The 25844-nt window shown below is 42.8% G+C and carries 20 protein-coding genes and 1 pseudogene; 12 read left to right on the forward strand and 9 right to left on the reverse strand.

Features of this window, described 5'->3' with window-relative positions:
* The coding region (locus QUA33_RS23880; protein WP_333151771.1) for a transposase at positions 1-370 on the reverse strand (370 nt) is incomplete at its 3' end.
* A gap of 120 nt (positions 371-490) precedes the next feature.
* Between QUA33_RS23880 and QUA33_RS23885 the strand changes: the two are divergent.
* Positions 491-921: pseudogene (locus QUA33_RS23885) on the forward strand (transposase); the annotation flags it as partial.
* A 177-nt stretch (positions 922-1098) separates the two neighbouring features.
* On the opposite strand, the gene QUA33_RS23890 reads toward QUA33_RS23885, so the two are convergent.
* Positions 1099-2061, reverse strand: coding sequence for a polysaccharide pyruvyl transferase family protein (locus QUA33_RS23890; protein WP_333151743.1), 963 nt, complete (start codon positions 2059-2061; stop codon positions 1099-1101).
* A 70-nt stretch (positions 2062-2131) separates the two neighbouring features.
* The gene (locus tag QUA33_RS23895; RefSeq protein ID WP_333151744.1) at positions 2132-3055 is read right to left on the reverse strand and encodes a glycosyltransferase family 2 protein; all 924 of its coding nucleotides are present in this window, start codon (positions 3053-3055) and stop codon (positions 2132-2134) included.
* Between the two features lie 445 nt (positions 3056-3500).
* Between QUA33_RS23895 and QUA33_RS23900 the strand changes: the two genes are divergently transcribed.
* From QUA33_RS23900 to QUA33_RS23940, 9 genes are all read left to right on the forward strand, one after another.
* Positions 3501-4838, forward strand: coding sequence for a flippase (locus tag QUA33_RS23900; RefSeq protein WP_333151746.1), 1338 nt, complete (start codon positions 3501-3503; stop codon positions 4836-4838).
* Positions 4835-6052: a hypothetical protein gene (locus QUA33_RS23905; protein WP_333151748.1), complete on the forward strand. Its 1218-nt coding sequence runs from the start codon at positions 4835-4837 to the stop codon at positions 6050-6052. Before QUA33_RS23900 ends, QUA33_RS23905 begins: the two co-directional genes overlap by 4 nt.
* Before the next feature lie 19 nt (positions 6053-6071).
* A complete protein-coding gene (locus tag QUA33_RS23910) occupies positions 6072-6587 on the forward strand; it encodes a hypothetical protein (RefSeq protein ID WP_333151750.1) in 516 nt (171 codons plus the stop codon).
* 451 nt (positions 6588-7038) lie between these two features.
* Positions 7039-8298, forward strand: coding sequence for a glycosyltransferase family 4 protein (locus tag QUA33_RS23915; protein ID WP_333151752.1), 1260 nt, complete (start codon positions 7039-7041; stop codon positions 8296-8298).
* Positions 8299-8361: 63 nt separating this feature from the next.
* Positions 8362-9270: a glycosyltransferase family 2 protein gene (locus tag QUA33_RS23920; protein ID WP_333151754.1), complete on the forward strand. Its 909-nt coding sequence runs from the start codon at positions 8362-8364 to the stop codon at positions 9268-9270.
* 1 nt (position 9271) lies between these two features.
* A complete protein-coding gene (locus tag QUA33_RS23925; protein ID WP_333151756.1) occupies positions 9272-10432 on the forward strand; it encodes a glycosyltransferase family 4 protein in 1161 nt (386 codons plus the stop codon).
* A 99-nt stretch (positions 10433-10531) separates the two neighbouring features.
* Positions 10532-11761: a glycosyltransferase gene (locus QUA33_RS23930; protein WP_333151758.1), complete on the forward strand. Its 1230-nt coding sequence runs from the start codon at positions 10532-10534 to the stop codon at positions 11759-11761.
* A gap of 59 nt (positions 11762-11820) precedes the next feature.
* Entirely contained in the window at positions 11821-12903 is a 1083-nt protein-coding gene (locus QUA33_RS23935) for an NAD-dependent epimerase/dehydratase family protein (RefSeq protein ID WP_333097636.1), read from the forward strand.
* 78 nt (positions 12904-12981) lie between these two features.
* On the forward strand, positions 12982-13827 hold the full coding sequence (locus QUA33_RS23940; RefSeq protein ID WP_333097635.1) for a WecB/TagA/CpsF family glycosyltransferase: 846 nt from the start codon (positions 12982-12984) through the stop codon (positions 13825-13827).
* 466 nt (positions 13828-14293) lie between these two features.
* Here QUA33_RS23940 and QUA33_RS23945 read toward each other — a convergent pair whose 3' ends face one another.
* From QUA33_RS23945 to QUA33_RS23965, 5 genes are all read right to left on the reverse strand, one after another.
* Positions 14294-15235, reverse strand: coding sequence for a class I SAM-dependent methyltransferase (locus tag QUA33_RS23945; RefSeq protein WP_333151760.1), 942 nt, complete (start codon positions 15233-15235; stop codon positions 14294-14296).
* Between the two features lie 738 nt (positions 15236-15973).
* Positions 15974-17233, reverse strand: a complete 1260-nt coding sequence (locus QUA33_RS23950; RefSeq protein WP_333151761.1) for a glycosyltransferase — start codon at positions 17231-17233, stop codon at positions 15974-15976.
* Between the two features lie 898 nt (positions 17234-18131).
* Positions 18132-19091 (reverse strand): DUF362 domain-containing protein, encoded by a 960-nt coding sequence (locus QUA33_RS23955; protein WP_333151763.1) that lies wholly within the window; start codon positions 19089-19091, stop codon positions 18132-18134.
* A gap of 125 nt (positions 19092-19216) precedes the next feature.
* On the reverse strand, positions 19217-19543 hold the full coding sequence (locus QUA33_RS23960) for a hypothetical protein (RefSeq protein WP_333097628.1): 327 nt from the start codon (positions 19541-19543) through the stop codon (positions 19217-19219).
* Positions 19544-19716: 173 nt separating this feature from the next.
* The gene (locus QUA33_RS23965; RefSeq protein ID WP_333151764.1) at positions 19717-21141 is read right to left on the reverse strand and encodes an aspartate ammonia-lyase; all 1425 of its coding nucleotides are present in this window, start codon (positions 21139-21141) and stop codon (positions 19717-19719) included.
* A gap of 372 nt (positions 21142-21513) precedes the next feature.
* Between QUA33_RS23965 and QUA33_RS23970 the strand changes: the two genes are divergently transcribed.
* Both QUA33_RS23970 and QUA33_RS23975 read left to right on the forward strand, forming a co-directional pair.
* On the forward strand, positions 21514-23403 hold the full coding sequence (locus QUA33_RS23970; protein ID WP_333151766.1) for a hypothetical protein: 1890 nt from the start codon (positions 21514-21516) through the stop codon (positions 23401-23403).
* Positions 23404-23779: 376 nt separating this feature from the next.
* Positions 23780-25465: a DNA repair helicase XPB gene (locus QUA33_RS23975; protein ID WP_333151768.1), complete on the forward strand. Its 1686-nt coding sequence runs from the start codon at positions 23780-23782 to the stop codon at positions 25463-25465.
* Here QUA33_RS23975 and QUA33_RS23980 read toward each other — a convergent pair whose 3' ends face one another.
* Positions 25466-25768: a hypothetical protein gene (locus QUA33_RS23980; protein ID WP_333151770.1), complete on the reverse strand. Its 303-nt coding sequence runs from the start codon at positions 25766-25768 to the stop codon at positions 25466-25468.
* Positions 25769-25844 lie beyond the last annotated feature (76 nt).

Below are 25844 nucleotides of genomic sequence, written 5' to 3' on the forward strand. Positions count from 1 at the left end.
CCATCAAAATCCTGGAAATCATTTTCGACTCCCCTCCCGTATTTTTGCTCGTATCATACCCTAATTCAGCAACGCCAGCTCTGCTTGATTGACCGATGAAGTATTGTAGATAGGGGTTTTCCAGGGTCTGTTCTACCGTTTCGCGATCGCTAATTCCTAATTTGTCTTTGATGATTAATGCCCCCAATGCCATCCTAAACGATTTGGCTGGTGCCCCCATTTCTGTGGGGAAGTTTTTAGCATATTCTGCTTCAAATTCTGACCGCGGGATGAGTTCGGCCATTTTTACCCAACGGTTATCTGGTGACAACCTTCCACATGAGGGGAGTTCAAAGTCGGAGCGTGAGGGGGGAGCAAGCTCAGCTTTTATGTACGCGAGCGTACTGGGTAATGCAAAGGTTTTGTACTATTTTACCTGTTTATCTTGCACACTTTTCTCGATCGCGCGATCGCATAACCTGGCCGTGTAACCTTTCTGCACTTATCCAGCAAGCCCCAAGTAGAAGCTTACAAAGAATTCACAGAATTTTATGCCGAATCGGTTCATGTAGACAAGATTTATCGAACCAGAGAGAACCGAGCTTGGTGCAAAGAAAGAGGAATCAGAACCAGTGGCCCGCTGTTAGGAAGACCACCATTAAATGTGAGCAAAGAAGTGCAAAAGCAAGCCTCAGAAAATGAGAAAATTAGGAATGCGATTGAGGGTAAATTTAGAGAAGGGAAACGGAGATTTAGTATCGGTCGAGTCATGGCTAAACTAGCAGATACAGCTCAAACTGTCATATCCATCACTTTTTAGTGATGAATCTGTCTCGGATACTGAGAAAGATTTTTTGGGAGTTTTTTGTCCACTTTTTCCCAAACATAACTTTTGGGGCTGGGATGATTAAGAAAAATAATCGCTGGGTTAATGAGGGATAAAAAAGCTTATTAATCATTGTTACTTCATTACCTCATTCATCCTTGTGTTCCTCTTGGGTCACTTTTTCAGCAAGCCTTAATTAAGCATCTAAATAGGTTATTGGGTAACCGTGAAATCCTTGCAGTGTAAGCGTCCTCGCTTGCTATAACATACAGTTTAAATGCGTAAGAGGTTAGCTAAGAATTATTGACAGTCGCTAAAAATTGCTTTTTCCACTCATTAATGGCTGTTAAAGGAATTTTTAGTAAAGTTTCTTCTTTAGTATTAATCCAATTAGCCACACTGTTTAAATCATCTCTTTGTACGACTGGCAAATTAGTATCTTTAGAAATTTCTTTAGCGCGATTATCAACTGACAGAATTAAAGTTCTCCTTTTATATTGTAAAGCTCTAATCCCAGCGTGTAATCGTGTCCCTACATAATCAACGGGATACTGAGACAAAGCGCTATCTAAAGCTGATAAGCTAGGATTAAGATAAATCGCTCGCTCGCCACATATATCTTTCATGTACTGATAATCTTTGGGCTGTTGCGTCCAGTAATAAATTAACTTATATTCCTGTTTCAGTAATTCCACTAACTGCTTATCAAAACTAGGATTTTGATTATACTCAGTAAAAGTAACTAATACTGACTCTGCTTTACCTTGAGGAATTTGGACACAATGTTCCTCTGTTAATTTCCACATAGTAGGACAAGCAGTATTAATTACATTATTAATCCCGATCGCTTTTAGCTGTTTTTCTGTGTAACTGTCTCTCACTGAGTGCAGATATTCTTTATTTAATAGCCGTTTATACAAAATTTTGGTATATAAATTAGGCTGATTTTGGTATTGCCACCATCCCACACCCATTAGGGTAATATCTGTAATAAATAGAGAGTCCATTAAATTGACCTTCCATTGATTATAGGAGTTCATGTTAGAAGACAATAAATTAGTACCACCGATAAAAATTAAACTGCTTTTTCTCATCAAGCGGTAAGAATCGCTCGATATGACATCATGGGTAGGAAAATTAATAAATAGTCGATCGGGAAACATCTCATATAAAATGCTATTCACTGCATCCATAATGATCTGGTCTCCTAAATTAGAGCTACAGATTGAGGTATCCAAGATTGAGATAGTTTTCATAGCCTATTTTTTATTAAGTAGAGTAAGTTGACAGTGATATTTCGTATCATTTCATTAGGATTCGCCAAAATCATTTTAACCAAAGTTTATCGGGAATTTTTTTTAAGTGTTTTATCACCTTATCAATCAAACTCTCATGGCTGATAAATAGTTTTTTAAACATTAATCTATCGTACTCTCGATCGGCCATCAGATTATCATTGATTTCAAGAGGAAACCTTAAATCTAATTGTTTCATTTCTGCTATTTCCTTATTGAGAGTTCCAGTATGAGTAGCTGCTAACCCAAAACCTAAATTAGCCACCAAATTGACACAAGGCACGATCGACAAGCCCCCTTGAGCCAAGCGAGCAAAACTCCATTGAAAATCCCACGTATCTACCTTACCCTGAAAAGTATTTTCCAAATCCCGCGCTCTAATTTTATACTGAGCCTCATCAGCCAGTATAGCTTTAATTTTTGCTTTCACGTCAGGATTGATCCAAGCCTGCATATTAATATCATAAAATTGCCATGCCCTCTGCCAAGAAGCCCAGCCCCAAATACCTCCATAATAAGAAAAATGATAACTTTGCCTATCGGATTTCCATTCCTCCAAATAATTAGTCCCACTAATCATCATTACCCTGGGTTCATTTCTATATAAATCCAGCATTTCTTCACAAAAGTGAAAAAAAGATGGATTGGGCAAGCAATCATCTTCGACAATAATTGCTTCTTCTACTGTATTAAATACCCAATCTAACCCACTAGCTACCCTTTGCTTACAGCCCATATTAGCCTCAGCATAATTTTTATAAACTTGACAATCCCAGTCCACTTTTTCAATTATGGCCCTTACCTCAGCACATTTTTCAGCTTCCTCTGGCTTATCAGAGCGTGGTCCATCAACCACAAGTAGAAGTTTGGGCGGTTTAACTTCCCGAATCGCTGCAAATACCCTCTCTGTTGTATGAGGGCGATTAAATCCAAAAAAAGCCACAGGTGTTTTCATATATTAAACTCCAACTTATCATCCTTTTTGTTTCCACTACGCCTAGACTGCTTGCTCAACATTTACCAAGTTTGGCTCTCAGTAGTTCTATTCTGCCTTTTAATCCTGCTTTAGCATAGTGGATCATACCCAGTAAACTAGGGATTATACTTTCACCTTTGGATTTGTAGGGATAGGAGTTAGGTTAAACTCCACCTATAAATCTCATCAGTTGTTCTAGCAAATGAGCTAACCTAAGCGAGTAATAATACTCATTTAGGTTAAACGAATCGTAGGGTATTTGAAATTTTAGAATACATAGTGGTAAAAGTTGTAGTTAGGGTGATTGGTATAAATCCTGCATAAGTGCTAATCTTTATGATATACTATAAATCATTACTACTTTGGCTAGATTGCAAAAAGTTCAAAAAATGTATTATTTTTTGGTAAAATTTTTAAATTGCCGATGTTAGACAAGTTGGGTGGTATAGGTCAAAAGCTTGGTCCGGGTCTGCGCCAGGTACTCAGCAACATAGCTTGGCTGTTCACTGACCAAATCTTGCAGATGGGTCTAGGTCTGGTTGTAGGCCTTTGGGTGGCTCGCTATCTTGGTCCCACACAATTTGGATTGCTCAACTACGCGATCGCCTTTGTGTCGCTGTTTAGTTCGGTAGCAACTATGGGCTTGGGTACTCTGGTAGTGAGGAATATCGCTCGCGACCCAGAATGCAAAAATGAAACCCTGGGAACTGCCTTCGGACTGCAATTTACTGGTGGTTGCATCACTTTGATGTTAACTGTCACCGTGATTGCGCTACTCAAGCCCAACGACACTCTGACTCGGTGGCTGGTAGGTATCATCGCAGCAGGAACTATATTTAATGCTTTTGAGGCTATCAATTTTTGGTTTCAGTCCCAAATCCAGTCTAAATATACAGTGTTGGCTAAAAATTCGGTATGTTTTTTAGTTGCTGCTGTCAGAATTGGGTTAGTGACAATTAAAGCCCCCCTGCTTGCCTTCGCCTGGGTTCGATTGGCAGAGGTAGCATTGGTAGGAATGGCTTATGTATATTTTTATAAGCTTACTGGCAATAAAATTAAAGATTGGCAATTCAGTTGGGATCGGTGTAAGGAACTGCTATCAGAGAGTTGGCCGATAATTTTATCGGGATTGGCAATTTATCTGTACTCAAAAACCGATCAGATCATGCTCGGTGCGATGAATAAAAATGCTGAACTGGGCTATTATGCTGCCGCTGTTAAAATTTCTGAAATCTGCGATTTCTTGCCGATGATTTTATCAAGCTCTATTTTTCCCAAACTAGCGAATTTGAGAAAGACAAATTATGAAGAATATCTAAATAAATTTCAAATTTACTCGGATATTATGATATTTTTATGGTTGGGAGTTGCCATACCGATATCATTACTTTCTCCATGGATAGTGCATCTGCTTTACGGTGAAAACTATGCGAAGTCAGCAGCGGTACTCTCACTATATGTTTGGGCCCAATTTGGCAGTAACTTTGGAGTAGCACGGAGTACATATTTGAACATAGAAGCTCAGTTGCGCTACGGTCTTTACTTGACTGTAGTCGGCTCTATTTTTAATGTAGCGTTGAACTTTTTGCTGATTCCAAAGTATGGAGCTTTTGGAGCAACAATGGCTACTCTGATAACTTATTTTTACGTGATTATATTAGTCAATTTCCTGATTAAGGAATTGCGCCCCTTCGCAAATTTCATCTGGCGATCCCTTAACTTATACAAGGCAGCTTGTAGAATCAGAGGATTAGTAAAGTGATTCAAATTAAACCTAAAATCGAACAGCGCTCCAATTGCCCCTATTGCGGGACGCAACTCAATCCCAAAAATATTTTGTGGCAAGGGATACATATTCTTCTGGACTGTAAGTGCGGGGGATGTGGCAGCGAAATAATCGACGAGTTGAGAGTAGGTCATGGAGTGAACAACTACCTTCAAGTTAATTTAATCAAAAAAGAAATTTTTGCGGCGGTTCCTTACAGAAAAGAATGGTTAGGCAAACCATTACTCAATTCACTCCAAAATCCTCAATCAGATAAACTTGAGATAGTCAAGGAAATTTTTAAACCCTGCAATCGGGCAATTATCTTAAACTGTATCGATCATCTTTACGGTCACTCTCTGCTCAAGTTGCTAAATGCACAAAGGCACTTAGAATGCAACTCTGACTGCGGGTTAGTTGTGATAGTTCCTAAGTTTCTAAGGTGGATGGTTCCTGATGAAGTTGCAGAAGTCTGGACAGTACCTATTTCTTTAAAAAATGGTCAAACTTACTATCCTAGCTTCGCCGAGTTTGTTGAGGAAGAAACTAAACGCTTTGATGAAATTTATGTCAGTGAAGCCCATTCTCATCCTAGTCAGTTTGACATCACGCGGTTTACTAGAGTCCCCAAACACAAATTTAATGAACCAGAAACAAGAATTACTTTTATTTGGCGGGAAGATCGTTTATTAGTTAACAGTGGGCTGTTCCGAGTTCTGAAAAAGCTAAATCAACGAGAAAGGGCATTGCCATTGCAAAATTTTAAAATTCAGCAGTTATTTGAGAAAATCAGGTTGCAAGTACCAGAAGCAAAATTTGCAGTAGCTGGTTTGGGGACAAAAACTAATTTCCCAGAATGGATTGAAGATTACAGAGTTGATAGTTTTAATGAAAAAGTTGAAAAGGAAATATGCCGTGTTTATTCACACAGCCGCTTAGTAATTGGTCTTCACGGCTCTAATATGTTGCTACCTTCTGCTCATGCTGGTATGACAATTGATTTGATTGATGAGCGTTGGGGGAACTTTGCCCAAGATATTTTATACCAAGAAGGTGACCCGAGAATGGCTAGTTTTCGCTATAGATTTTTGCCTTATCAGACTAGCAATGATACACTGGCATTCATAGCGGCTGTAATGCTTCAGAAGTGGTTTAATTTTAAATCACAGATGACTGCTGATCTGGTTAATTCAGATGTAGAAGACTACTAGGAAAAGTAGAGTCGAAGAAATGTTCAATTACCAAATCCAAACACCCATCGCTTTTATCATCTTCAAACGTCTAGATACAACGGCTAGAGTATTTGAGGCAATTCGTCAGGCAAAACCTCCCAAATTGCTAGTAATTGCTGACGGCCCATGTCCAGATAGGCCTGGAGAAGATCAAAAATGTGCTGTCGCTAGAGCTATTATTGACCAAGTAGATTGGGACTGCGAAGTTTTGAATAATTACGACGCATACGTAAATCTCGGTTGTCGCCTGCGGGTTTCTAGCGGTATGAATTGGGTGTTTGATCGAGTTGAAGAGGCAATTATTCTTGAGGATGACTTATCCCTCCTCCTACTTTTTTCCCCTTCGCTGAAGAATTGCTGGAGCGTTACCGAGACGCTCAGCGGATTCTGTCAATCTCTGGTCAAAATGTTCAGTTTTGGCGAAAAAGAACTGATTATAGTTACTACTTTTCTCGCTATAATTACTGCTGGATTTGGGCGAGTTGGAGGCGAGCTTGGCAGCATTATGATTTAGATATGAAGTTATGACCGGAAATTCGGGATGGTAATTTTTTGATGGATGTACTGGGAGACTCCAATGCTGTAAAAGTTGGGAAAATATTTTTCAGCTTTGTTATGAAAACAAATTACAGAGTTGGGCTTGTCAGTGGACATTTGCTAACTTTATTCAAAATGGTATGAATATTCTTGCGAATGTTAATTTACCGTCTAATATCGGACATGGTGTAGGGGGAACTAATACGGAGGATGTCGACAGTCGTTATAGTAATATGCCTGTAGAATCTATAACATTTCCGATGAAACACCCGCCTTTTGCAATTAGGGATACGCAAGCAGATAATTTTACACAAAAAAAATTATTGGATTACGATCCGCAGTTGTTAAAAAAGTGCAAAAAAAAGGAGATAAACTTTTGAAACAATTCCGATCAAGTCACCTATAAATCTAGAGGAGAGGCAGGAGAAATGAAGGTTGTACTTCTCAATAGTTCTGATAGTGAAGGGGGGGCTGCCCGCGCCGCTTATCGGCTGCACCAAGGTTTCCAGGGGATTGGTGTGTCTTCGCAAATGCTGGTAAAAAATAAGAGTAGTGGGGATCACAATGTCATTTCGTCACCAAATAGTATTGGGGCTAAGTTTGACAAGATGATATCAACTTTATCTAATGCACCATTGCGACTCTACCCTCAGAGAAACCCCGTTATATTTTCTACAGAATTGCTGCCAGATGCTCTATCAGATCGACTAGGGGTACTCGCTCCTGATATTATTAATTTACACTGGGTTTGTGGGGGTTATTTACAAGTAGAAAGTATTCCCAAGTTTAAGCAGCCCTTAGTTTGGACGCTGCATGATATGTGGCCTTTTACAGGTGGCTGTCACTACAGTGAAGATTGCAATCGCTACACTCAATCTTGTGGTAGCTGTCCCCAACTTCAGAGTAAGAAAGATTCGGATCTGTCGCGGTGGGTGTGGCAGCGGAAAGCTAAAGCTTGGGATAAGCTTAACCTAACTTTGGTTAGTCCTAGTATTTGGTTAGCGAAATGTGCTCATTCTAGTTCTCTATTCAAAGATTTTCGAGTTGAAATAATTCCTAATGGCATCAATCCTCAAAAGTACAAACCCATAAATCGTCACTGGGCGCGAGAAATCCTGAATTTGCCTCAAGATAAACAAATTGTACTCTTTGGAGGTGCAGGTGGAACTGGCGATCGCTGGAAAGGATTTAACTTGCTCGTACCCGCTTTACAAAGCCTCAGTAAATCAGGCTGGAAAGATAGGATAGAGTTGTTGGTTTTTGGCTCTTCTGAACCAGAAAATCCCATTGAACTTGGTTTTAAAACTCACTATTTGGGGAGACTCGCAGATGATATTTCCCTAGCCACTGTTTATGCAGCAGCCGATATTTTTGTCGCCCCTTCCGTGATAGATAACTTGCCAAATACAGTCATGGAAGCCCTTGCTTGCGGCATCCCCAGCGCCGCATTTAATATTGGGGGACTGCCCGATATGATCGAACACTGCTCAAATGGCTATTTAGCTAAACCTTATGAAACAGAAGACTTAGCGCGAGGAATTGCTTGGGTTTTAGAAGATCCCAATCGGCATCAAAAACTTTGTATTCGCGCCCGCCAGAAAGTGGAACAAGAATTCACCTTGGAGATACAAGCAAATCGCTATTTGTCTGTTTTTAAGGAGGTTCTGTCAACTCCCAAGTCAAGATAAAAATCTGATTTTATTTGGTAAATTTTACCTTGCATATCGCTATAAGCCGCACAACTGGGAACAATGAACCGTACTAAAATCGCCGCCCTTTTAACGTGCTTCAACCGCAAAGAGAAAACATTAGCTTGCTTAGATGCTCTTTTTAAGCAGGCACTTCCAGCGGATGTTGATATTTTAGCCTATTTAGTCGATGATGCCAGTACCGACGGCACCAGCGAGGCAGTTCGTCAAATCTATCCTCAAGTCAATATTTTTTCTGGCGACGGGAACCTATTTTGGAACGGGGGAATGCGTGGGGCTTTCAGCGAAGCCATGAAAGATGATCCCGACTATTACCTATGGTTAAATGATGACACTCTTATTTATCCAGAAACCGTAAGTATCTTGCTAAAAACTACTCAAAAATTATCAGAAAAAGGAGAAACAAAAGCAATCGTTGGTGGCTCTACCTGCGACCCAGAAACGGGTAAAACAACATACGGCGGTGTTGTGCGAAATAACCCTTTGCACCCCTTCCGCTATGGCGTCCTAGAACCAACAAAAGAGCCTCAGATCTGCGATACTATGCACGGCAACTGCGTATTAATTCCCCGCAATGTTGTGCAAATGGTCGGCAACCTCGATCCGGCTTTTGTCCATTATATTGGCGATTGGGATTATGGTTTACGAGCCAGACAGAAAGGATGTACAGTTTGGATTGCTCCTGGCTATTTAGGTACTTGTTCCCTCAACCCCCAGGTGACCAAAACGGCTGCTGATAATTTAAGCGAAGGATTGGATAAAATGAGCCAACCGAAAGGTTTATCGTTCAAAGATACGACCCTGCAACCGGCTCAAGAGTGGAAAGTATTTACTCAGCGACATGGTGGGTGGTTGTGGCCAATTTATTGGCTGCTACCTTATCGCAGGTTAGTTTGGCTTTCAGTGTTGAGTAAACTGGGATTGGCTAAAAACAAAACTCAAGGTGAATAGGATGGTTGATAGAAATGAAATCCGCATTGCTTGGCTTGTCCCGGAAGTGGAACTGGGAGCTTACTGGCAGCCTGTTTTGATGGAATTTACGAAAATTTTTAAGCATACTGTATTTTATACGGGTCGTGTTTGGCCGGGGTTCGATCCGAGCCTGCCGGGCGCATCGGCAATTCAGTTGGTAGGGGAGACTAAATTTGTCGAGACGGAAAAAATAGAAACAGGATACGATCGCGGATTCATTGTAGTATCGCCTCGTATTATCGGCTATTTGCTAAAATTTAGACCTCATGTGGTCTTTCCCCAAGCTTTCTCTTTGTGGACTGTAATTGTTGCGTTTTTAAAACCGCTACTAAGGTGGAAAATTGCCATTATTTACGATGGTAGTTCCCCAAATACAGACTTTCGAGATTCCAGTTTTAGGACATTTGTGCGCCGCATCCTTGTCCGGTTTGCCGATGCTTTTGTTGCCAATAGCAATGCGGGTAAAAAATATCTGATGGAAGTTCTCAACGTACCGGAGGATAAAATTTTTACTAGAACCTATCTCGTACCTGATGCGCGAGCTTTGCTGAAACGATTGGATCAAACTCAGCCACCGAACGTGCAGTTAAAACGCCCGATTTTTCTGTATGTAGGGCGGATCACGGCGAGAAAGGGAATTAAAACGCTTTTAGAAGCTTGCGCTATTCTTAAAAATCAAGGTTATGTTGATTATTCGCTGTTGATTGTTGGCAAGGGAGATCAGCGGGAAGAACTAGAAGCTTTTATTAAAGAGCGCGGTTTTGAAGAGCAAGTAACGTGGGCTGGATGGGTGGAATACGGAAATTTGGGTGCTTATTTTCAGCAAGCTGATATTTTTGTGTTTCCTACTTTTGAGGATGTCTGGGGTATGGTTGTACCGGAAGCGATGGTGTTCGGAAAACCAGTGTTGTGTTCAAATGGTGCAGCTTCCTATGAGTTAATTATGTCAGGCGATAACGGTTATATTTTCGATCCTAGCAGTGCTCAAGAGTTAGCGGATAAAATGCAAACTTTTCTAGATAATCCTGATTTGATTGAGTCGATGGGAGAGCGTTCACGACAGATAATTTCTCAAAAAACGCCAGAAACAGCAGCTAAAGCTTACGTCGAAGTTACATCTTTTTTGATGGACAATAGGTGAAAGAAGTTCGGCAACGGATTTTTTAAATGATTTAACGGAGGGATGGAAGAGGGAAGAGGGAAAAATTACCAATTACCAATTAGCAATTACCACTTAGCCATGAAAGTTTTATTATCTGCGTTTGCTTGCGAACCGAATCTCGGCTCTGAAGAGGGAGTAGGATGGAATACTGTTATCCAATCTGCTAAACATCACGAAAGTTGGGTATTTACTCGAACGTTTTGTCGATCGTACATTGAAGCCGAACTAGAGCGCAACCCAGTGCCCAACCTGCACTTTGTTTATTTCGATCCTTTTGGGTGGAGCGAAGATTGGAAGGGGAAACAAGGATTGCTCCAACTTCACTACTATCTGTGGCAAATCTGGGCTTATTTTATCGCTCGGAAGCTCGATCGCGAAATTGGTTTTGACATCGTACATCACGTAACTTATGTCAAACATTGGTCTCCCAGTTTCTTGGCGCTGTTGCCACATCCTTTTATTTGGGGGCCTGTGGGGGGTGCAGAAGCAGCACCAAAGGCTTTTTGGCAAGATTTTAGCCGCCGGGGCAAAATTTACGAAACGCTGCGGGCATTGGCTCAAAGCGTAGGAGAACGCGATCCGTTTGTGGGGCTGACGGCGCGTCGCAGTGCTGTGGCGCTGGCAACTACGGAAGAAACCGCTGCCAGACTGCGATTTCTCAAAGCAAAAAACGTGAAGATTTTCTCGCAAGTTGGTTTATCGCAGCAGGAAATTCAAGAACTAGAGAAATTTCCTACCCCGCCGGAGCAACCAATTAGATTCATCAGTGTCGGTCGTCTCTTACACTGGAAAGGGGTGCACTTAGGACTCCGTGCATTTGCGGAGGCGAATCTGGAACAATCGGAATACTGGATTGTCGGAGACGGCCCGGAAAGGCAGCGCTTGGAAACTTTGGTAAGAGAATTGGGACTGGCAAATAAAGTATTTTTTTGGGGAACTTTATCTCGCACTGAAACTCTTTCTAAAATGGGGGAGTCTCACGTTCTCCTCCATCCGAGTTTGCATGACTCTGGAGGTTTTGTGTGTACGGAAATGATGGGTGTTGGCCGTCCGACGATTTGTTTGGATTTAGGCGGACCTGCTACTCAAGTGACGGAGCAAACGGGAATTAAAGTGGCTGCTACCGATCCCGATCGCACTGTGCAGGGTCTAGCAGAAGCTATAGTGTGTTTAGCCAAAGATCGTGAATTGCGATCGCGCTTGGGTCGATCGGGTCAAACGCGCGTCAGGGAAATCTATGATTGGGATGTTAAAGGTCTATTCTTCGCCCAATTGTGCGAAGATGTATTCGATGGAAAATCAGGATAACTTCTGATTTGTTCGATCGGGCAAAACAAAGAAAACTATATTTTTTCAGGCGGTGAAACGTGGGCGTTGCAATCATTACTGGCTCGGCGGGTTTAATTGGATCTGAGGCGTGTAAGTTCTTTGCCAAACAAGGCTTAGATATAGTTGGAATCGACAATAATATGCGCCAGTTCTTTTTTGGTGCTGATGGTTCTACAAACTGGAACCGCCAACTTCTCGAAAAGTCTTTGGGTACCAAGTATTATCACTTAGATGTGGACATTCGCGACTATGAAGCGATTACCAATATCTTTCAGCGGTACGGCGAGTCAATCGAATTAGTAATTCACACAGCAGCCCAGCCCAGCCATGATTGGGCTTCCCGTGCTCCGAAAATAGACTTTACCGTCAATGCCAACGGCACTCTCAATCTTCTAGAAGTAACTCGTCTGTACTGTCCCAAAGCTGTTTTTATTTTCACTTCTACAAACAAAGTATACGGCGATACGCCTAACAGTTTGCCTTTAATTGAATTAGAACACAGGTGGGAAATTGAACCCGGGCATACTTACGAAGGCGGCATTCGGGAAGATATGTCAATAGATCAGTGCTTGCACAGTTTGTTTGGTGCTTCTAAGGTAGCTGCTGACGTTTTAGTTCAAGAATACGGTCGATATTTTAATATGAACACCGCTTGTTTTCGCGGCGGCTGTTTGACGGGTCCAAATCACTCAGGAGCTCAATTGCACGGTTTCCTCGCATACTTGATGAAGTGTGCTGTCACGGGAACTCCTTACACTGTGTTTGGCTACAAAGGCAAGCAAGTTCGCGATAACATTCACAGCGCGGATTTAATTTCGGCATTTTATGAATTTTATAAAGCTCCCAGAAGTGCCCAAGTTTATAATACAGGAGGAGGCAGGTACAGCAATTGTTCGATGTTAGAAGCTATCCAAATGTGCGAGGCAATTGCGGAACGCAAGTTTAATTGGACTTATGCTGAAGGGAATCGAATTGGCGATCACATTTGGTGGATTAGCGATAATTCAAAATTTTCCAGTCACTATCCCAACTGGAAAATGAGATATGACGTTAAACAAATCTTACAGGAGATTTATGAATGTAACCGCGAGCGTTGGCTGAAAGAGGATTCCAATGATTGAGCGGGGCAAACAGAATGTGCTGGGAATTTAGGTAAACGATTGAAGAATACAAAGTTAAACAAATCTTAGGGGAGATTTATGGCTGTAACCGCGAGCGTTGGCTTAAAGAGGTGTTCCATGATTGATAAAGGGAAAAAGAATGTACTCGGCATATTAGTAAATGCCGTTAATTATGAAGCGGCTGTTAGCAAAATTATTGCGGCAGCCAGCGCCGGAAAACCAATGTCAGTTTCTGCTCTCGCGGTTCACGGGGTAATGACTGGGGTTCTCGACAGCACTCATCGTTATCGGATTAATCACATTGACTTAGTATTGCCAGACGGACAGCCGGTCAGGTGGGCGTTAAATTGGTTATACCATACGGAATTGCCCGATCGAGTTTGCGGGCCGAATGCGATGTTACAAATCTGCGAACGTGCGGCAGAAGAAGGATTACCTATCTATTTGTACGGCTCTCAAGCTTCTGTACTCGAGGCTTTATGTTCCAATCTCTGCCAGCGTTTTCCCAAGTTAATTATTGCTGGAACTCAGCCTTCTAAATTTAGGCAAGTTTCGCCCCAAGAGAAGCAAGAAATTGCACAGCAAATTCGCAACAGCGGTGCAGCAATTACTTTTGTCGGTTTGGGGTGTCCGCGACAAGAAGTCTGGGCTTACGAATACCGGGATGACTTATCAATGCCGCTGATTGCTGTAGGTGCTGCTTACGATTTTCATGCGGGTAATTTGGCTAAATCTCCTGAGTTTTTATCTAAGATAGGTTTGGAATGGCTGTTTCGGATGATCAAAGAACCTCGGCGCCTTTGGCAGCGGTATGTTTTTTTGAATCCGCTTTATATCTGGTTGTTTTTGCTACAAGCTTTGAAAATCAAAAAGTTCGACCCCACAGACGCGACGCCGCCTGTAGAAGAAGTATTATATGGTTGAAATTTAAAAGTTTCTTGTGCATTATGGTTGCTCACAAGAAAAAAGCAAACACATCGTAACTAATCGTTTTGAGGTACAACTGCGATCGCATATTCAAGAAAACTTATATCAAATCCGGTGGCATCGGAATTATAGTGGGATATCTTAAACTCGCTACCCAAATCGCGAGCTTAAGATATCCCACTGACACGATCCAAATATATTATGCCGATGCAACCGCAAACAATATTACGCCAGAAAGCAATTTTTGCATTATCTATGCAGTAAGCTGCGGACTGCACACCTTACAAACAAAGTTGGTGGGTCAGTCTCGATCGAGTCAGGTGGATTGCTGGGTCAATAGTCGCATTTGGTGTGACTGTACTCCTGGCATGGGCGACGATCTCAGGAGATAGCCAAAGTATGGCGAGTGTGCAACCAAACTTGATAATCAAACCAAAAATTTATTGCCCTTACCTCGATCGAGCTATGGTTTTTGGGCCACAATCCGGATCGAATCGTACTTGTTTTCATCAGCAGCAAAAATTGTTTTCAGCAGTAGCTTCCAAGCTTGGACTTTACTGTTTTCTTTGGGCTTTACTATCTGATGAGATGCCATTGAATCGAACAGACGGAAAATTTTTCTTTCATCATCGATCCAAGTGTTGTCGAATTGGCGATAGTAGCCATTAAATTGGGTAGAAATTATCTCAAATCCTACTTTTTCACAGATAGCGCGAAAGCTCTGCGGTGTGAAGAAATACAAATGCCTTGGTACATCTAGATGCATCCATGTAATCCCTGATGATTTCAGCCCAATACAAGAGTTATTTGGTACTTCCATTACCAATTTGCCACCATCCACGAGTAACTGCATGGCATTGCGGAGTGCAAGTAAAGGATCTCTGGTATGTTCGAGTACATGGTTCATCACAATTATGTCGTACTGTCTAGACCGGACTTCCGGGGGCAAAGATTCTGCAGTACCATAAAATACATTAAGGCCTCGCTGCTGCTGGGCCAAAACCAAAGCTTGTCGATCGGGTTCTACGCCCCAGACTTTGTGACCATCTGCTTGCAGTTCTTGCAGCAGATGTCCGTTGGCGCAACCAATTTCTAAGATCGAGGAGGAAGCAGTCCCGAACTGTTGCTTCCACCATTTACTTGTGACATCTACTCCGCGATCGAAACGCCAAGCTAGATGGGTACGCAATTTATCGAAGAAAGAAATAGAAGAGGCAGATACAAAGCCTGTAAAGTCTATATGATGAGTATAATACTCATCGATGTCGTAGAAGCTGGCGATTTTGTTGAGTTCGGGTAGAGGATGAATGCATCCAAGTTGTGACTTTTCGCACCAGTACAATTGAAATGACTCTTTATTTCTAGGTCTGCGCCAATCACCGGGTATAAATAGCCACGGTTTCATACTCTGTCCCGATATCGGACAGGTGAGGGTAGGGCTTAAGCACTGTTGATTTTGCTGCATTTTAGTTGGCCTTACTTAGGTAATGGACTTACTAATAACCAATTATGTTATATCGATCCGGGAGATTATGTGTGAGTGATAATTGGGGGATGCTAAACACAGCAGATGAATACCTAAAACTTATGAAGTTTTAGGAATAAAATTGCTAAGGTGGGGTTTTCAGGTAACATCCAATTTAAGCTAACGCATTTAACTTAACTCTATCAGTTTTTATAAAAAAATACACCTTCTACTAGCTGGGTGTGAGTAAGTTTTTATGTTGTCAATAATTAAGCACTAATTCAAGGATATATTAAGTTATCAACATGGTAGGTCTCTAGGCTATGATACTAATAAAAGCAGTTGTGCATATACGTAAATAATGAAGCCGTTGATTTAACAAGATTTCAACTCAAACCACTATTACTTTTGCCAGTTCCCGTGGAAAGGAAAATGAGTTGGTTGCTCAATGGTTTAGGGTTGCTATGGGATCTGGTAGTTGGTCAGAAAATGTGTAGCCTGTTGAGATTTGAAAACCTATGGAAGAAGTGCGATCGCCCAGTCGAGTTTGATGCTATTAAGTTTGAAAAAAACATCTAATTCTAATGGCGATCGCTCACCTCAAACATTGCGTTTACGATACCTCCAATTTCCGTGGCTACCTTAATGAAGCCTGTCTCAATCATAGGCAGAAGATTCTTAAGGCAGTTGACTGTACGCCAAAACCATATCTGGAGCATCACTTACTTGACTTTCGGTGACTTGATTAGGCAGCGTTGAATAGGCAATAGCCTGCATATGTTTTATGCGCGCTTGAAAAGTCTTCTCAAATGTGTGCTGTTGAGCAAACTTCAGGGACTTTAATGACATCGATGTAATTTCTTCCCGGTTGTGGCTAAGTTCTGCAATTTTCTTCGCCATCTGTTTAGGCTGATTCATTGGCACAACCCATCCTGCCTCCGACATTTCTGCAATTCCCTGGAATGCTTCGTTAGCATACCCAACAATCGGCACGCCAGCAGCCATAGTTTCTATGTAAGTACAAGAAGGATCGCCCTGTCGGTGACAGCAAACAAACAAATCAATATTGTTCTTAACAAAGGGGAAAAAATCTGTTTTAAAGTCAGGCACTCCAAGCATTTTCACGCAATCATTAAGTTGATTTGCAGCTATTTGCTGGTGCATCATCTCTTCTAAGTCACCAACACCACTGATGAACATTTCAAATTTCACCTTCAGTTGTTTGAGTTCTTTAGCGACCTCAAGTAAATGATCGGCTCCTTTCATCTTAATCAGGCGACCGGAGAATACTAGCCGGAGAGGCATATCTTGAGAGCGGTTTTCAGTGCGCCGTTCAATGTCAGCTTCTGTTGCTAACATATCCTCTCTAATCCGCGTGTCCAAGAACAACTGTGGGTTGCGATTGAGATGCTTGTATTCTTGGTATGTAGGGGTGCCGTTGCACTGCAATCCCTCTGCCATTGCGATCGCCTTGCGCTGCTTATATTCCTGGCTGTAAGTCCAGATCATTCTCCGCAAGCGGATCAGAGGATTTTTCGTACTTACATTCACGATCTGTTTGCGAGTTTTCAGACTGTATTCGGAAACGTAAATACACGGTACTCCCGCTATTTTACACACTTTACTGATATGGTTCTGTCTGTATTCCGGGGCTGCCAATACCAGCGCACTCTGATGCTGATGTAGTAAAGCTGGGGTAATTTTATCAAAAGAAATTATTTCCAGTTTGAATGGCAATTCATCAAGTTTGAATATTTTGGCATCCATCTGGTCGTTGTCTTCTTTCGTTTCTTCCATCATCACAGTAATTGAACCAGACCAATAGGTGGCTAACTCACCAACTGCTTCTATTAACTTCCGGGTTAGTAAAACTTCACTGTTTGGCAAAAACTTGGCTTTTAGTGGTTGTACGATTGTCAGATTGTTGTTAGTAAGCATAGGTGAGGTAGTTCCTGATTTTAAGTTTTTACTGATGCGGTAGTGAATCTTTGCTGTACTTGGCAAGGGTTGTCGATCGATCTATATAACAGACATCTACCTAATGGAAATTTCCCCGCCTGATAGGCGAAGCATTTCAGACTATGTTTCGGAGATATCTAATACTTAAGATTGATTCAGCAACTGGATTAGACCTTTATGATTTAAGGTGAGGTCTGTTTGATATGTCGCAATCATCTGCGATCTACGTATAACTGTCAATAACCTTTTACGAGCTTTACTCAATCTTTATAATTGAGCGGTCAATTATAAAGAAAAGCGCAATTATAGGGTAAATTTGGTTAAAACAAGGGCTGTTACAAGTGTTTATACTTAAATGAAATTATCTAACTGCTTCTAGCTAGCAAGAATGAGCGCGAGTTGCGAGTACGGCGAGGCAAATGCTTTAAGTAAGTCGGCGCGAAAAAACGCCCCTAGGTAAATGAAGGCAAAGTCTCCAAATGCTCTCTACTGGCTGACTTAAGCCTGTTTACATAGTGTTACATTATGCGGTTTAGTCCCGCCTACCTACTTACTGGCTGACTTAAACCTGTTTACATAGTGTTACATTATGCGGTTTAATCCCGCTTACCTACTTAAACCATAAACTTATAAGAAATTTATTAAAACTTTACATAAATAGATATGTTGTAAAATAATAATATTTCTTTACAATTAGCAATGGAAAGCAATACTCCGGACAGTTTTTGAGACAGAGGCCCAAACCCTCATTCTACCGTTACCGTTTGACCTCGCTGAGAAGGCCCAAACCCTCATTCTACCGTTAGTCATTGAAAACTGTCCGGACTATTAGAAAGCAGAAGGAATAAAAAAAAGAAATTTTACCCTTCTGTCTTCGCTAATGCGAAGCCTTGATGCTGAACTTTTCTTTAATAAACCGGATATAAAGGTGTTTGAAAGCCGACTTCACCACGCGGGGCATACCGAAGTCGATCGCCATCATGGTTTCGGGCAACTTCCAATCCAAAACCTTGAGAGTTTCCGGCTGCAAAAGCGGAAAATCAAGATCCTCTAAATTCGAGCAAAGTCCCAATCTCATCGCCGCAGCTACAGTGGGAACCGCCGCCGGATCGGCATTAATAATATCAACTAAAGTTCTGTCCAAAGCAAACACATCATCAGAGGCAGCCAAAATTCCCAAAAACTTAGGTTCGCCGCCGCTTGGCCCGTTACCTTCGTGACCGATAATGCCATCCAAAATTGTCAAATTTGGGTTAATTGCCCGGGCGGTTTCTACCAGCATTTCACCGAATCTGGCGCTATCTTTGCCAGCTTCCATGTGCCACCAAGCCTTCATTTTGCCGGGGACGCAGCCGAACAAATTTTTCACGCCCATTGTCACGGTTAATTGAACGTGAGATTTTAGCTTTGGCAAATTAATAACTACATCCGCTTCCATAGCTTCTTTGCAAATTCGCAGATGGTTGAAATCTTCGCTGACAGTTTCGTAGCGTTTTCCTTGAAACTCAACTACTGGCAAATTCAGTTCTTCCAACAGCGGCAAATAACCGTTGGCTTTGGCTACACCCATTGCGCTGCCAAAAGCCGGACTATCGCCTAAAAACGGTTTTCCTCCCGCTTCAATCACCATTTTAGCGACGCAGTAAACCAATTCCGGGCGGGTGACACATTCTTTTGTAGGGCGAGAACCGGTGAGGAGATTGGGTTTGAGTAAAACCCGATCGCCCGATTTGACAAAAGCCGAAATTCCGCCCAAGGGTGCCAGCAAACTTTCTAAAGAGGTTTGCAAGATTTGGCGATCGTATGAATTGGCACGAATTAAACTAACAGCAGACATAATTATGAATTAATTGGTAATTGGTTATCGATCGGGAATAATCTCAATGTAACGCAGGCACAGAACACCCTAAGCAGGGTGTTCTGCGCGTGCGTTACAAAGAATAATCTCAATACAAATGAACCCTAAGTATTCATCGGCAATCTACCAACAGCAGCCCGCTGCATGGTACTAACTCGCAGCGCGTTAGAGAATATTCCTTGGCCTTGCAGGTCGGGAATCGCGGGTTTTACTTCTACTTTTACCACCCTGGCTGTGCAGATAAAAACCGTTTGATCGGCTAAATGGAAAGTTAACCAAGGTTGACTCAACAAAGTCAGCACTTCCTCTTGGAATTCTTGTGCAGGCATCGGAATAGTAAACGTTTCTGCGTGACCTTCCACATAATGAAATGTCACTTGAGTTGTGTTCTCTTTATCTTGAGTTAATTTTGCAAAAGAACCTGCGCGCATAAATTTTGCCCCCAAACTTTAGACTATAAAAAAAATCAGAATTAAATCTAAAAAAATTGAATTCTGAATTGTTTAACTTTAACCTGTGACAGGGCTTAGGCAGAAATTAGAAGGCAGAAGGCACAATTAAATCGAGTTCAGCCTTCTAGTTTCTAGCTGATACCTGTGAGAGCCTAAACGTTAGCAGAAGATGTTGGCATCGCACTCATTTTCTCTAAATCTAGAACTTTTGCCAAGTCTTCTGCACTCATTAAACCCCGTTCTAGCACAATTTGCCGCAAAGATTTGCCTGTTTCTAGAGATTCTTTGGCGACGGCGGCGGCGTTGAGATAGCCGATGTGAGTGTTGAGGGCGGTAACGAGGGCGAGACTACCTTCAGCATAAGCGAGACATCGATCGCCCTTAGCTTCAATTTTGGCGAGGCATTGTGCAGTCAAAGCGCTGATGGTATTGCCCAAAATTTCGATGCTGTGAATGAGATTGTAGGCAATCAGGGGCATCATCACGTTCAATTCTAATTGTCCTGCTTGGGCTGCCAGGGCGATCGCGCTATCGTAACCCATAACTTGAAAACAAACCATCGATGTCATTTCTGCCATCACAGGGTTGTATTTTCCCGGCATAATAGACGAACCAGGTTGCACAGGAGGCAGTTGAATTTCTTTCAAACCCGTTTTCGGCCCGGAGTCCATTAAACGCAAGTCATGGGAGATTTTAACGCAATCCTGAGCGAGATTTCGCAGTGCACCGGACACATTTACAAACGGCGCCATACTCTGCATAGCTGCCATTAAATGTCTTGCTGGTTTCAGGGGTTGGTCGATTAATTCTGAGAGAATTTCAGCAACTTTTTGACAGTATTCAGGGTGAGTATTTAAGCCTGTTCCGGCCGCACTTCCCCCCAATCCCAGAGATGTCAAATCATCGGATGCCCTGTCAATTCTCAAGGTATGTTCTCTGAGAATTTGCGCCCAAGCGCCGAAGGTGTCGCCGAGTCGAACCGGTACGGCATCTTGCATATGAGTGCGGCCGGATTTAACAATATCTTTGAATTCTTCGGCTTTGTTTTCTAGGGCGATTACGGTATCCGCCAAAGCCGGAAAAAGAGTTTTTTCTAACGCCAACAATCCGCCGATCCGAATCGCAGTCGGAATCACATCATTTGTCGATTGACCGTAGTTTACATGATCGTTAGGACTAACGCGCTTGTAATTACCTTTTTCATCACCCATAATTTCCAAAGCGCGATTTGAAAGAACTTCATTAACATTCATGTGGTGAGAAGTTCCGGCGCCGGCTTGGTAGACATCAACTACAAATTGATCGCGCAATTTGCCCGCTAGGATTTCATCTGCTGCTTGGACAATGGCTTGACTGATGTCTTGGGGAATGCAGCCGAGTTCGCCATTGGCGATCGCCGTTGCTTTTTTAATTAAAACACAAGCATCAACGTAAGTTGATAAAGGCTTAATTCCGCTAATCGGGAAATTTTCAATAGCCCTTAGAGTTTGGATGCCGTAGTAGACATTAGATGGGATTTGTTTGTCTCCCATCGAGTCGCTTTCGGTGCGGTAGCTGATGGTTGGGTGCTCGCTCATATCGCTTTGTTTGTGATGATTGGGAATTGGGATTTTTTTAAACGCTGCTGACTGTCACTGCTGTTTTACCGCGTCGGCGGACTCAGTAAAATACAAGTCGCGATTGTAAATAATTATCTCACACTCCGAGTTAAATCTCAAAACTCAAATTTTAAATTAAAATTTTTCCCTAAATTTTGGAAGAGTAGTTGTGTAATTGCGAGTTGTTTGGTTTGCCGAATTTTGTACTTTATTAGATAAGATTTTGCTGCTTAATAATAAATATTAAACCATGCTTCGGATTTTTGTAACAAAAATTCAAATTACAAATCGGGGAAAGTTGTTATATTTGGTAGCACAAACAATTTTGCAGCAGGCGAATTGCCAAAAATTATGCCGCGTTACCAAACCATAGATGATGTTCCTACCCTCCAAGAGGCACTCGAAGGAATAGTTGTTGAAGATTTAAAAAAGCTGTATGCACTGTTGTCGGGCGATTCCCTGCGGGATAGCTTCGCTTCACGTAAATTAACCCGCAAAGCTGACCTGGTTGCTGGGATTAAACAGCAAATGCAGGGAGAAAAACTCAAGCAAGTTTGGGCGCAATTAGACGATTTGCAAAAAGCGGCCGTAGCGGAAGTTATACATGGGTCAGGTGGTGGCTATGATGCCGATGTATTTGTGGCGAAATACGGACAACAACCAAACTGGGGAACAAGCGATCGCTATGGATACAACCGAGAACCATCCCTACTATGCTTGTTCTTCTACGGCACTGCGATACCCTACGATCTGGAAGAAAAATTGCTGAAGTTTGTGCCAAAACCTCAAGGAAATTCCTTAAATGTAGTTGGCGATGTACTGCCAGATAATTTTATAGTTCGTGTAGAAAAACATAACTTTCGTACATCTAAAAGAGAGGTATCCGAGTACGAACTTCCTTTGACTATTTGTGAAATGGAACGGGCAGCCCCAAAGGATTTGGAAGCAGTTTTGCGTCTGATTCAGTCGGGCAAAGTCGCCGTTAGCGAGAAAACTGCATTACCTGGTGCCACAACTCTGAAAGCGATCGCCGCCGTATTGCAAGGGGGTGATTTTTATAACGACGAACAGCGCCAAGCTACCTTGGAAAAGGGCGATATATTCTACGAGGTTGGTAACATCAAATCCTTTGCTTGGGCCGCGATCGCCCAAGCGAGCAAATTCGCCGAACAATCGGGCAAAAAGCTAGTTTTGACCAAAGCGGGACAGAAAGCTTTGCAAGAATCGCCTGCCAAAGGATTGCAGACAGCATGGAAGCGCTGGTTAAAAACAAACTCTTTTGATGAATTTCGCCGCATTGATGCGATTAAAGGACAAACTGGCAAGGGCGCGCGCGGCATGACAGCGGTGGCGGGGCGGAGAGAGGCGATCGCCTCAAGGCTAGCAGAATGTCCTGTCGGTAAATGGGTTCTGTTTAGCGAATTTAGCAGGTATATGTTGGCAACGGGCAATCGGTTTGAAGTAACGCGCGATCCCGACAATCTCTACATTTCTGAATTTGGGTATGGTAACTTAGGATATTCGGGCAGTCACGATTGGCATATCCTGCAAGAAAGATATATGCGCTGCCTGTTGTTTGAGTATGTTGCTACCCTGGGAATAATTGATGTTGCCTATGCCGATCCGTCCCTCGTACCCAGCGATTTTGACGATCTTTGGGGAACGGACGATTTGAGATTTCTCAGCCGCTACGACGGCTTAATCTCTTTTCGCCTGACAGCTTTGGGGGCTTACTGTTTGGGATTGACTGACAATTACACCCCGCCAGCAATTGAGTTTCGTCAAACACTCCGCGTACTGCCCAATTTAGATATTGTTGTAGCAGGAGAAGGCATCGCGGCATCAGATGCGATCGTCCTCGATCTCTATGCTAAAAAAGTTTCAGATGTCGTCTGGCAACTCGATCGACAAAAGCTATTTACCGCCATTGAAGCCGGATACCCGCTAGCAGAATTTAAAGAAGTTTTAGAGACCAGAAGTATCGAACCGCTACCCGAAACTGTACAGCAATTTCTGACGGATGTTACAGAACGATCGAATAGTTTGCAAGATGCAGGAACTGTCAAGTTAATCGAATGTAAAAACGCCCATTTAGCTGTGTTGATTGCCAATGATTCCCGTACCAAAAAATTCTGTCAGCTAGCGGGCGATAGCACTTTGGCGGTTCCATTATTCCAGGAAACTAAATTTCGCAACGCCCTGCGGCAAGTCGGCTACGTCTTACCCCAGCGGGATAAATAGTAATACCATTTCTCTAAAATCGTGCAACACTCTTTGACCCCCCCTAGCCCCCCCTTGCAAAGGGGGGGGAACAAGAATACTTTTATTTCGTTTAAAATGGGTGGAAGATAGTGTCCGGTGGTATCGATCGCACTCGCGCCAGGGTGCAGCATTCAGATACAAATCCTGAAAATTATTACTCAGATTATCGCCCGACTCCTTCACCGCTACAAGTATCTATAGCAATCCTAAATCATTTGTGAGTTTCTTACTCCCTCCCCTTACCAAGGGGAGGGTTGGGGTGGGGTAAAAAATTTACGACTCCTGCAAGGATTGCTATACAACCAATTAAAATTATCTGCGTTTATCTGCCTTTTATCTGCGATCGCAACAACCTATGAATTATGTTCCTGAAAATGCTTTGATCGTGCAAAGCGATCGATCGATCTTACTAGAAGTTCACGCCCCCACAGCACAACAGGCGCGAGAAGCGATCGCCCCCTTTGCCGAATTAATCAAAAGTCCCGAACACATCCACACCTATCGCATCACGCCCCTCAGCGTGTGGAATGCGCGGGCGGCGGGAATGCCAGTTGAAGAGGCGATCGCAGCTTTGCGGAAGTATGCCAAGTATCCCATTCCTGACTCCGTAGCGCAGGAAATTGAACTGTTAGGGGCGCGGTATGGATTAACTGTAATTGAAAGAATCGATGTCGCTAGCCCCGATTTACAACTGCGAATTGCCGATTTGCCCCTAGCGGAATTGCTGGTACGGGACGATCGCGTCAAACCAATGTTGGGCAAGCGCATCTCGGATCTTTGCTTTCAAGTCGATGCCGGGAATCGCGGCGTACTCAAGCAAGCTTTACTAGCGGTTGGCTATCCGGCAGAAGATTTGGCTGGATATGTCGAGGGTGCCGAATTAGGGATTTCTTTGCGCGATCGTACTTTAGCGGACTTGCCCTTTAACTTGCGTGCTTATCAACAAGAAGCAGCAGAGGCATTCTATCAGGACGGGGAGGTAAAAGGTGGAAGCGGGACGATCGTCCTACCGTGCGGGGCTGGTAAAACCATAGTCGGGATGTTAGCGATGAGTTTGGTAAAGCAAAAGACACTCATCCTCACCAGCAGTTTGACTTCGGTGCACCAGTGGCGCAGGGAAATATTAGACAAAACGAGTTTAACTGAGGATGCGATCGCTGAGTACAGCAGTGTCACCAAACAGACGGCTGCTGTCACTCTATCGACTTACCAAATGCTAAGTTATCGATCGAATAAAGATGATGAATTCCCGCATTTCGAGTTGTTTAATGCGGAATCGTGGGGACTGATTATTTATGATGAAGTCCATCTATTACCTGCACCGATATTTCGGATAACCGCTGAATTACAAGCACGACGCAGGTTAGGTTTAACTGCGACATTGATTCGCGAAGACGGGAAAGAAGGCGATGTATTCACGTTGATTGGGCCCAAGCGCTATGACGTACCTTGGCGCGAATTGGAAGGACAGGGATTTATTGCTACTGCCAATTGTACGGAAATCCGCGTCGCCCAAAATGAGGCCCAAAAAATGGAATATGCCCTAGCGCCCCGCCGCAGCCAGTTTCGGATTGCTGCGGAAAATCCGGGTAAGTTGGATGTGGTACAAAGTTTGTTGCAAAAGGAGGCGGGACACCGTATTTTAATTATTGGTGAGTATCTCGAACAGTTGGATGCGATCGCCAAAATGACCGAATTGCCTCTGATTACGGGGAAGACAAAACAGTCAGATCGCGATCGGCTTTACGAAGCATTTCGTCACAAAGAGATTCCCGGATTAATTCTATCTCGTGTGGGCAACTTTGCCGTCGATTTACCCGATGCCGATGTGTTGATTCAAGTATCGGGAAAGTATGGTTCTCGCCAAGAAGAAGCGCAGCGCCTCGGACGAATTCTCCGCCCAAAATCCGATGGACATACTGCGAGTTTTTATACATTAGTATCGCTACAAACTTGCGAGGAAGATTTTGCGCGACACCGCCAACTCTTCCTCACCGAACAGGGCTACAACTATCGCATAGAAGTTCAAAAAGATGTTTAGTCAGCGATCGATAAATTCTTGGTAAAACTGCTCATGCAAACCTAAGAAATTATCCATCCCCTTCTTTGTCAGATACCCGCTATTCTTACCAGTGTGCGGGTTTCTTACGTAGCTAGAAATGGTTTTTGAAACATTAGGATTCTCGCTCCACCTAATGTTGAACGCTGCATACTTTGGGAAAAAGGTCATTGCTGCATAAGCATCAATGTGGTCATGTATCCACCATGCCAATGCTGTCCAATCTTGAGTGCGTTCATAGTAAGGGATGAATGATGTAACAATAATACATACTGTTGCTCCCACAGGGCTATTTCATTCTTGAGAGAAGGGTGATAAGCTGAAGCTATATTCCTTCAAATTGTTTTGAGTAATGACCCAA

It is taken from the genome of Microcoleus sp. Pol14D4, assembly GCF_036701245.1.
In the GTDB taxonomy this organism is placed as follows: Bacteria; Cyanobacteriota; Cyanobacteriia; order Cyanobacteriales; family Microcoleaceae; genus Microcoleus.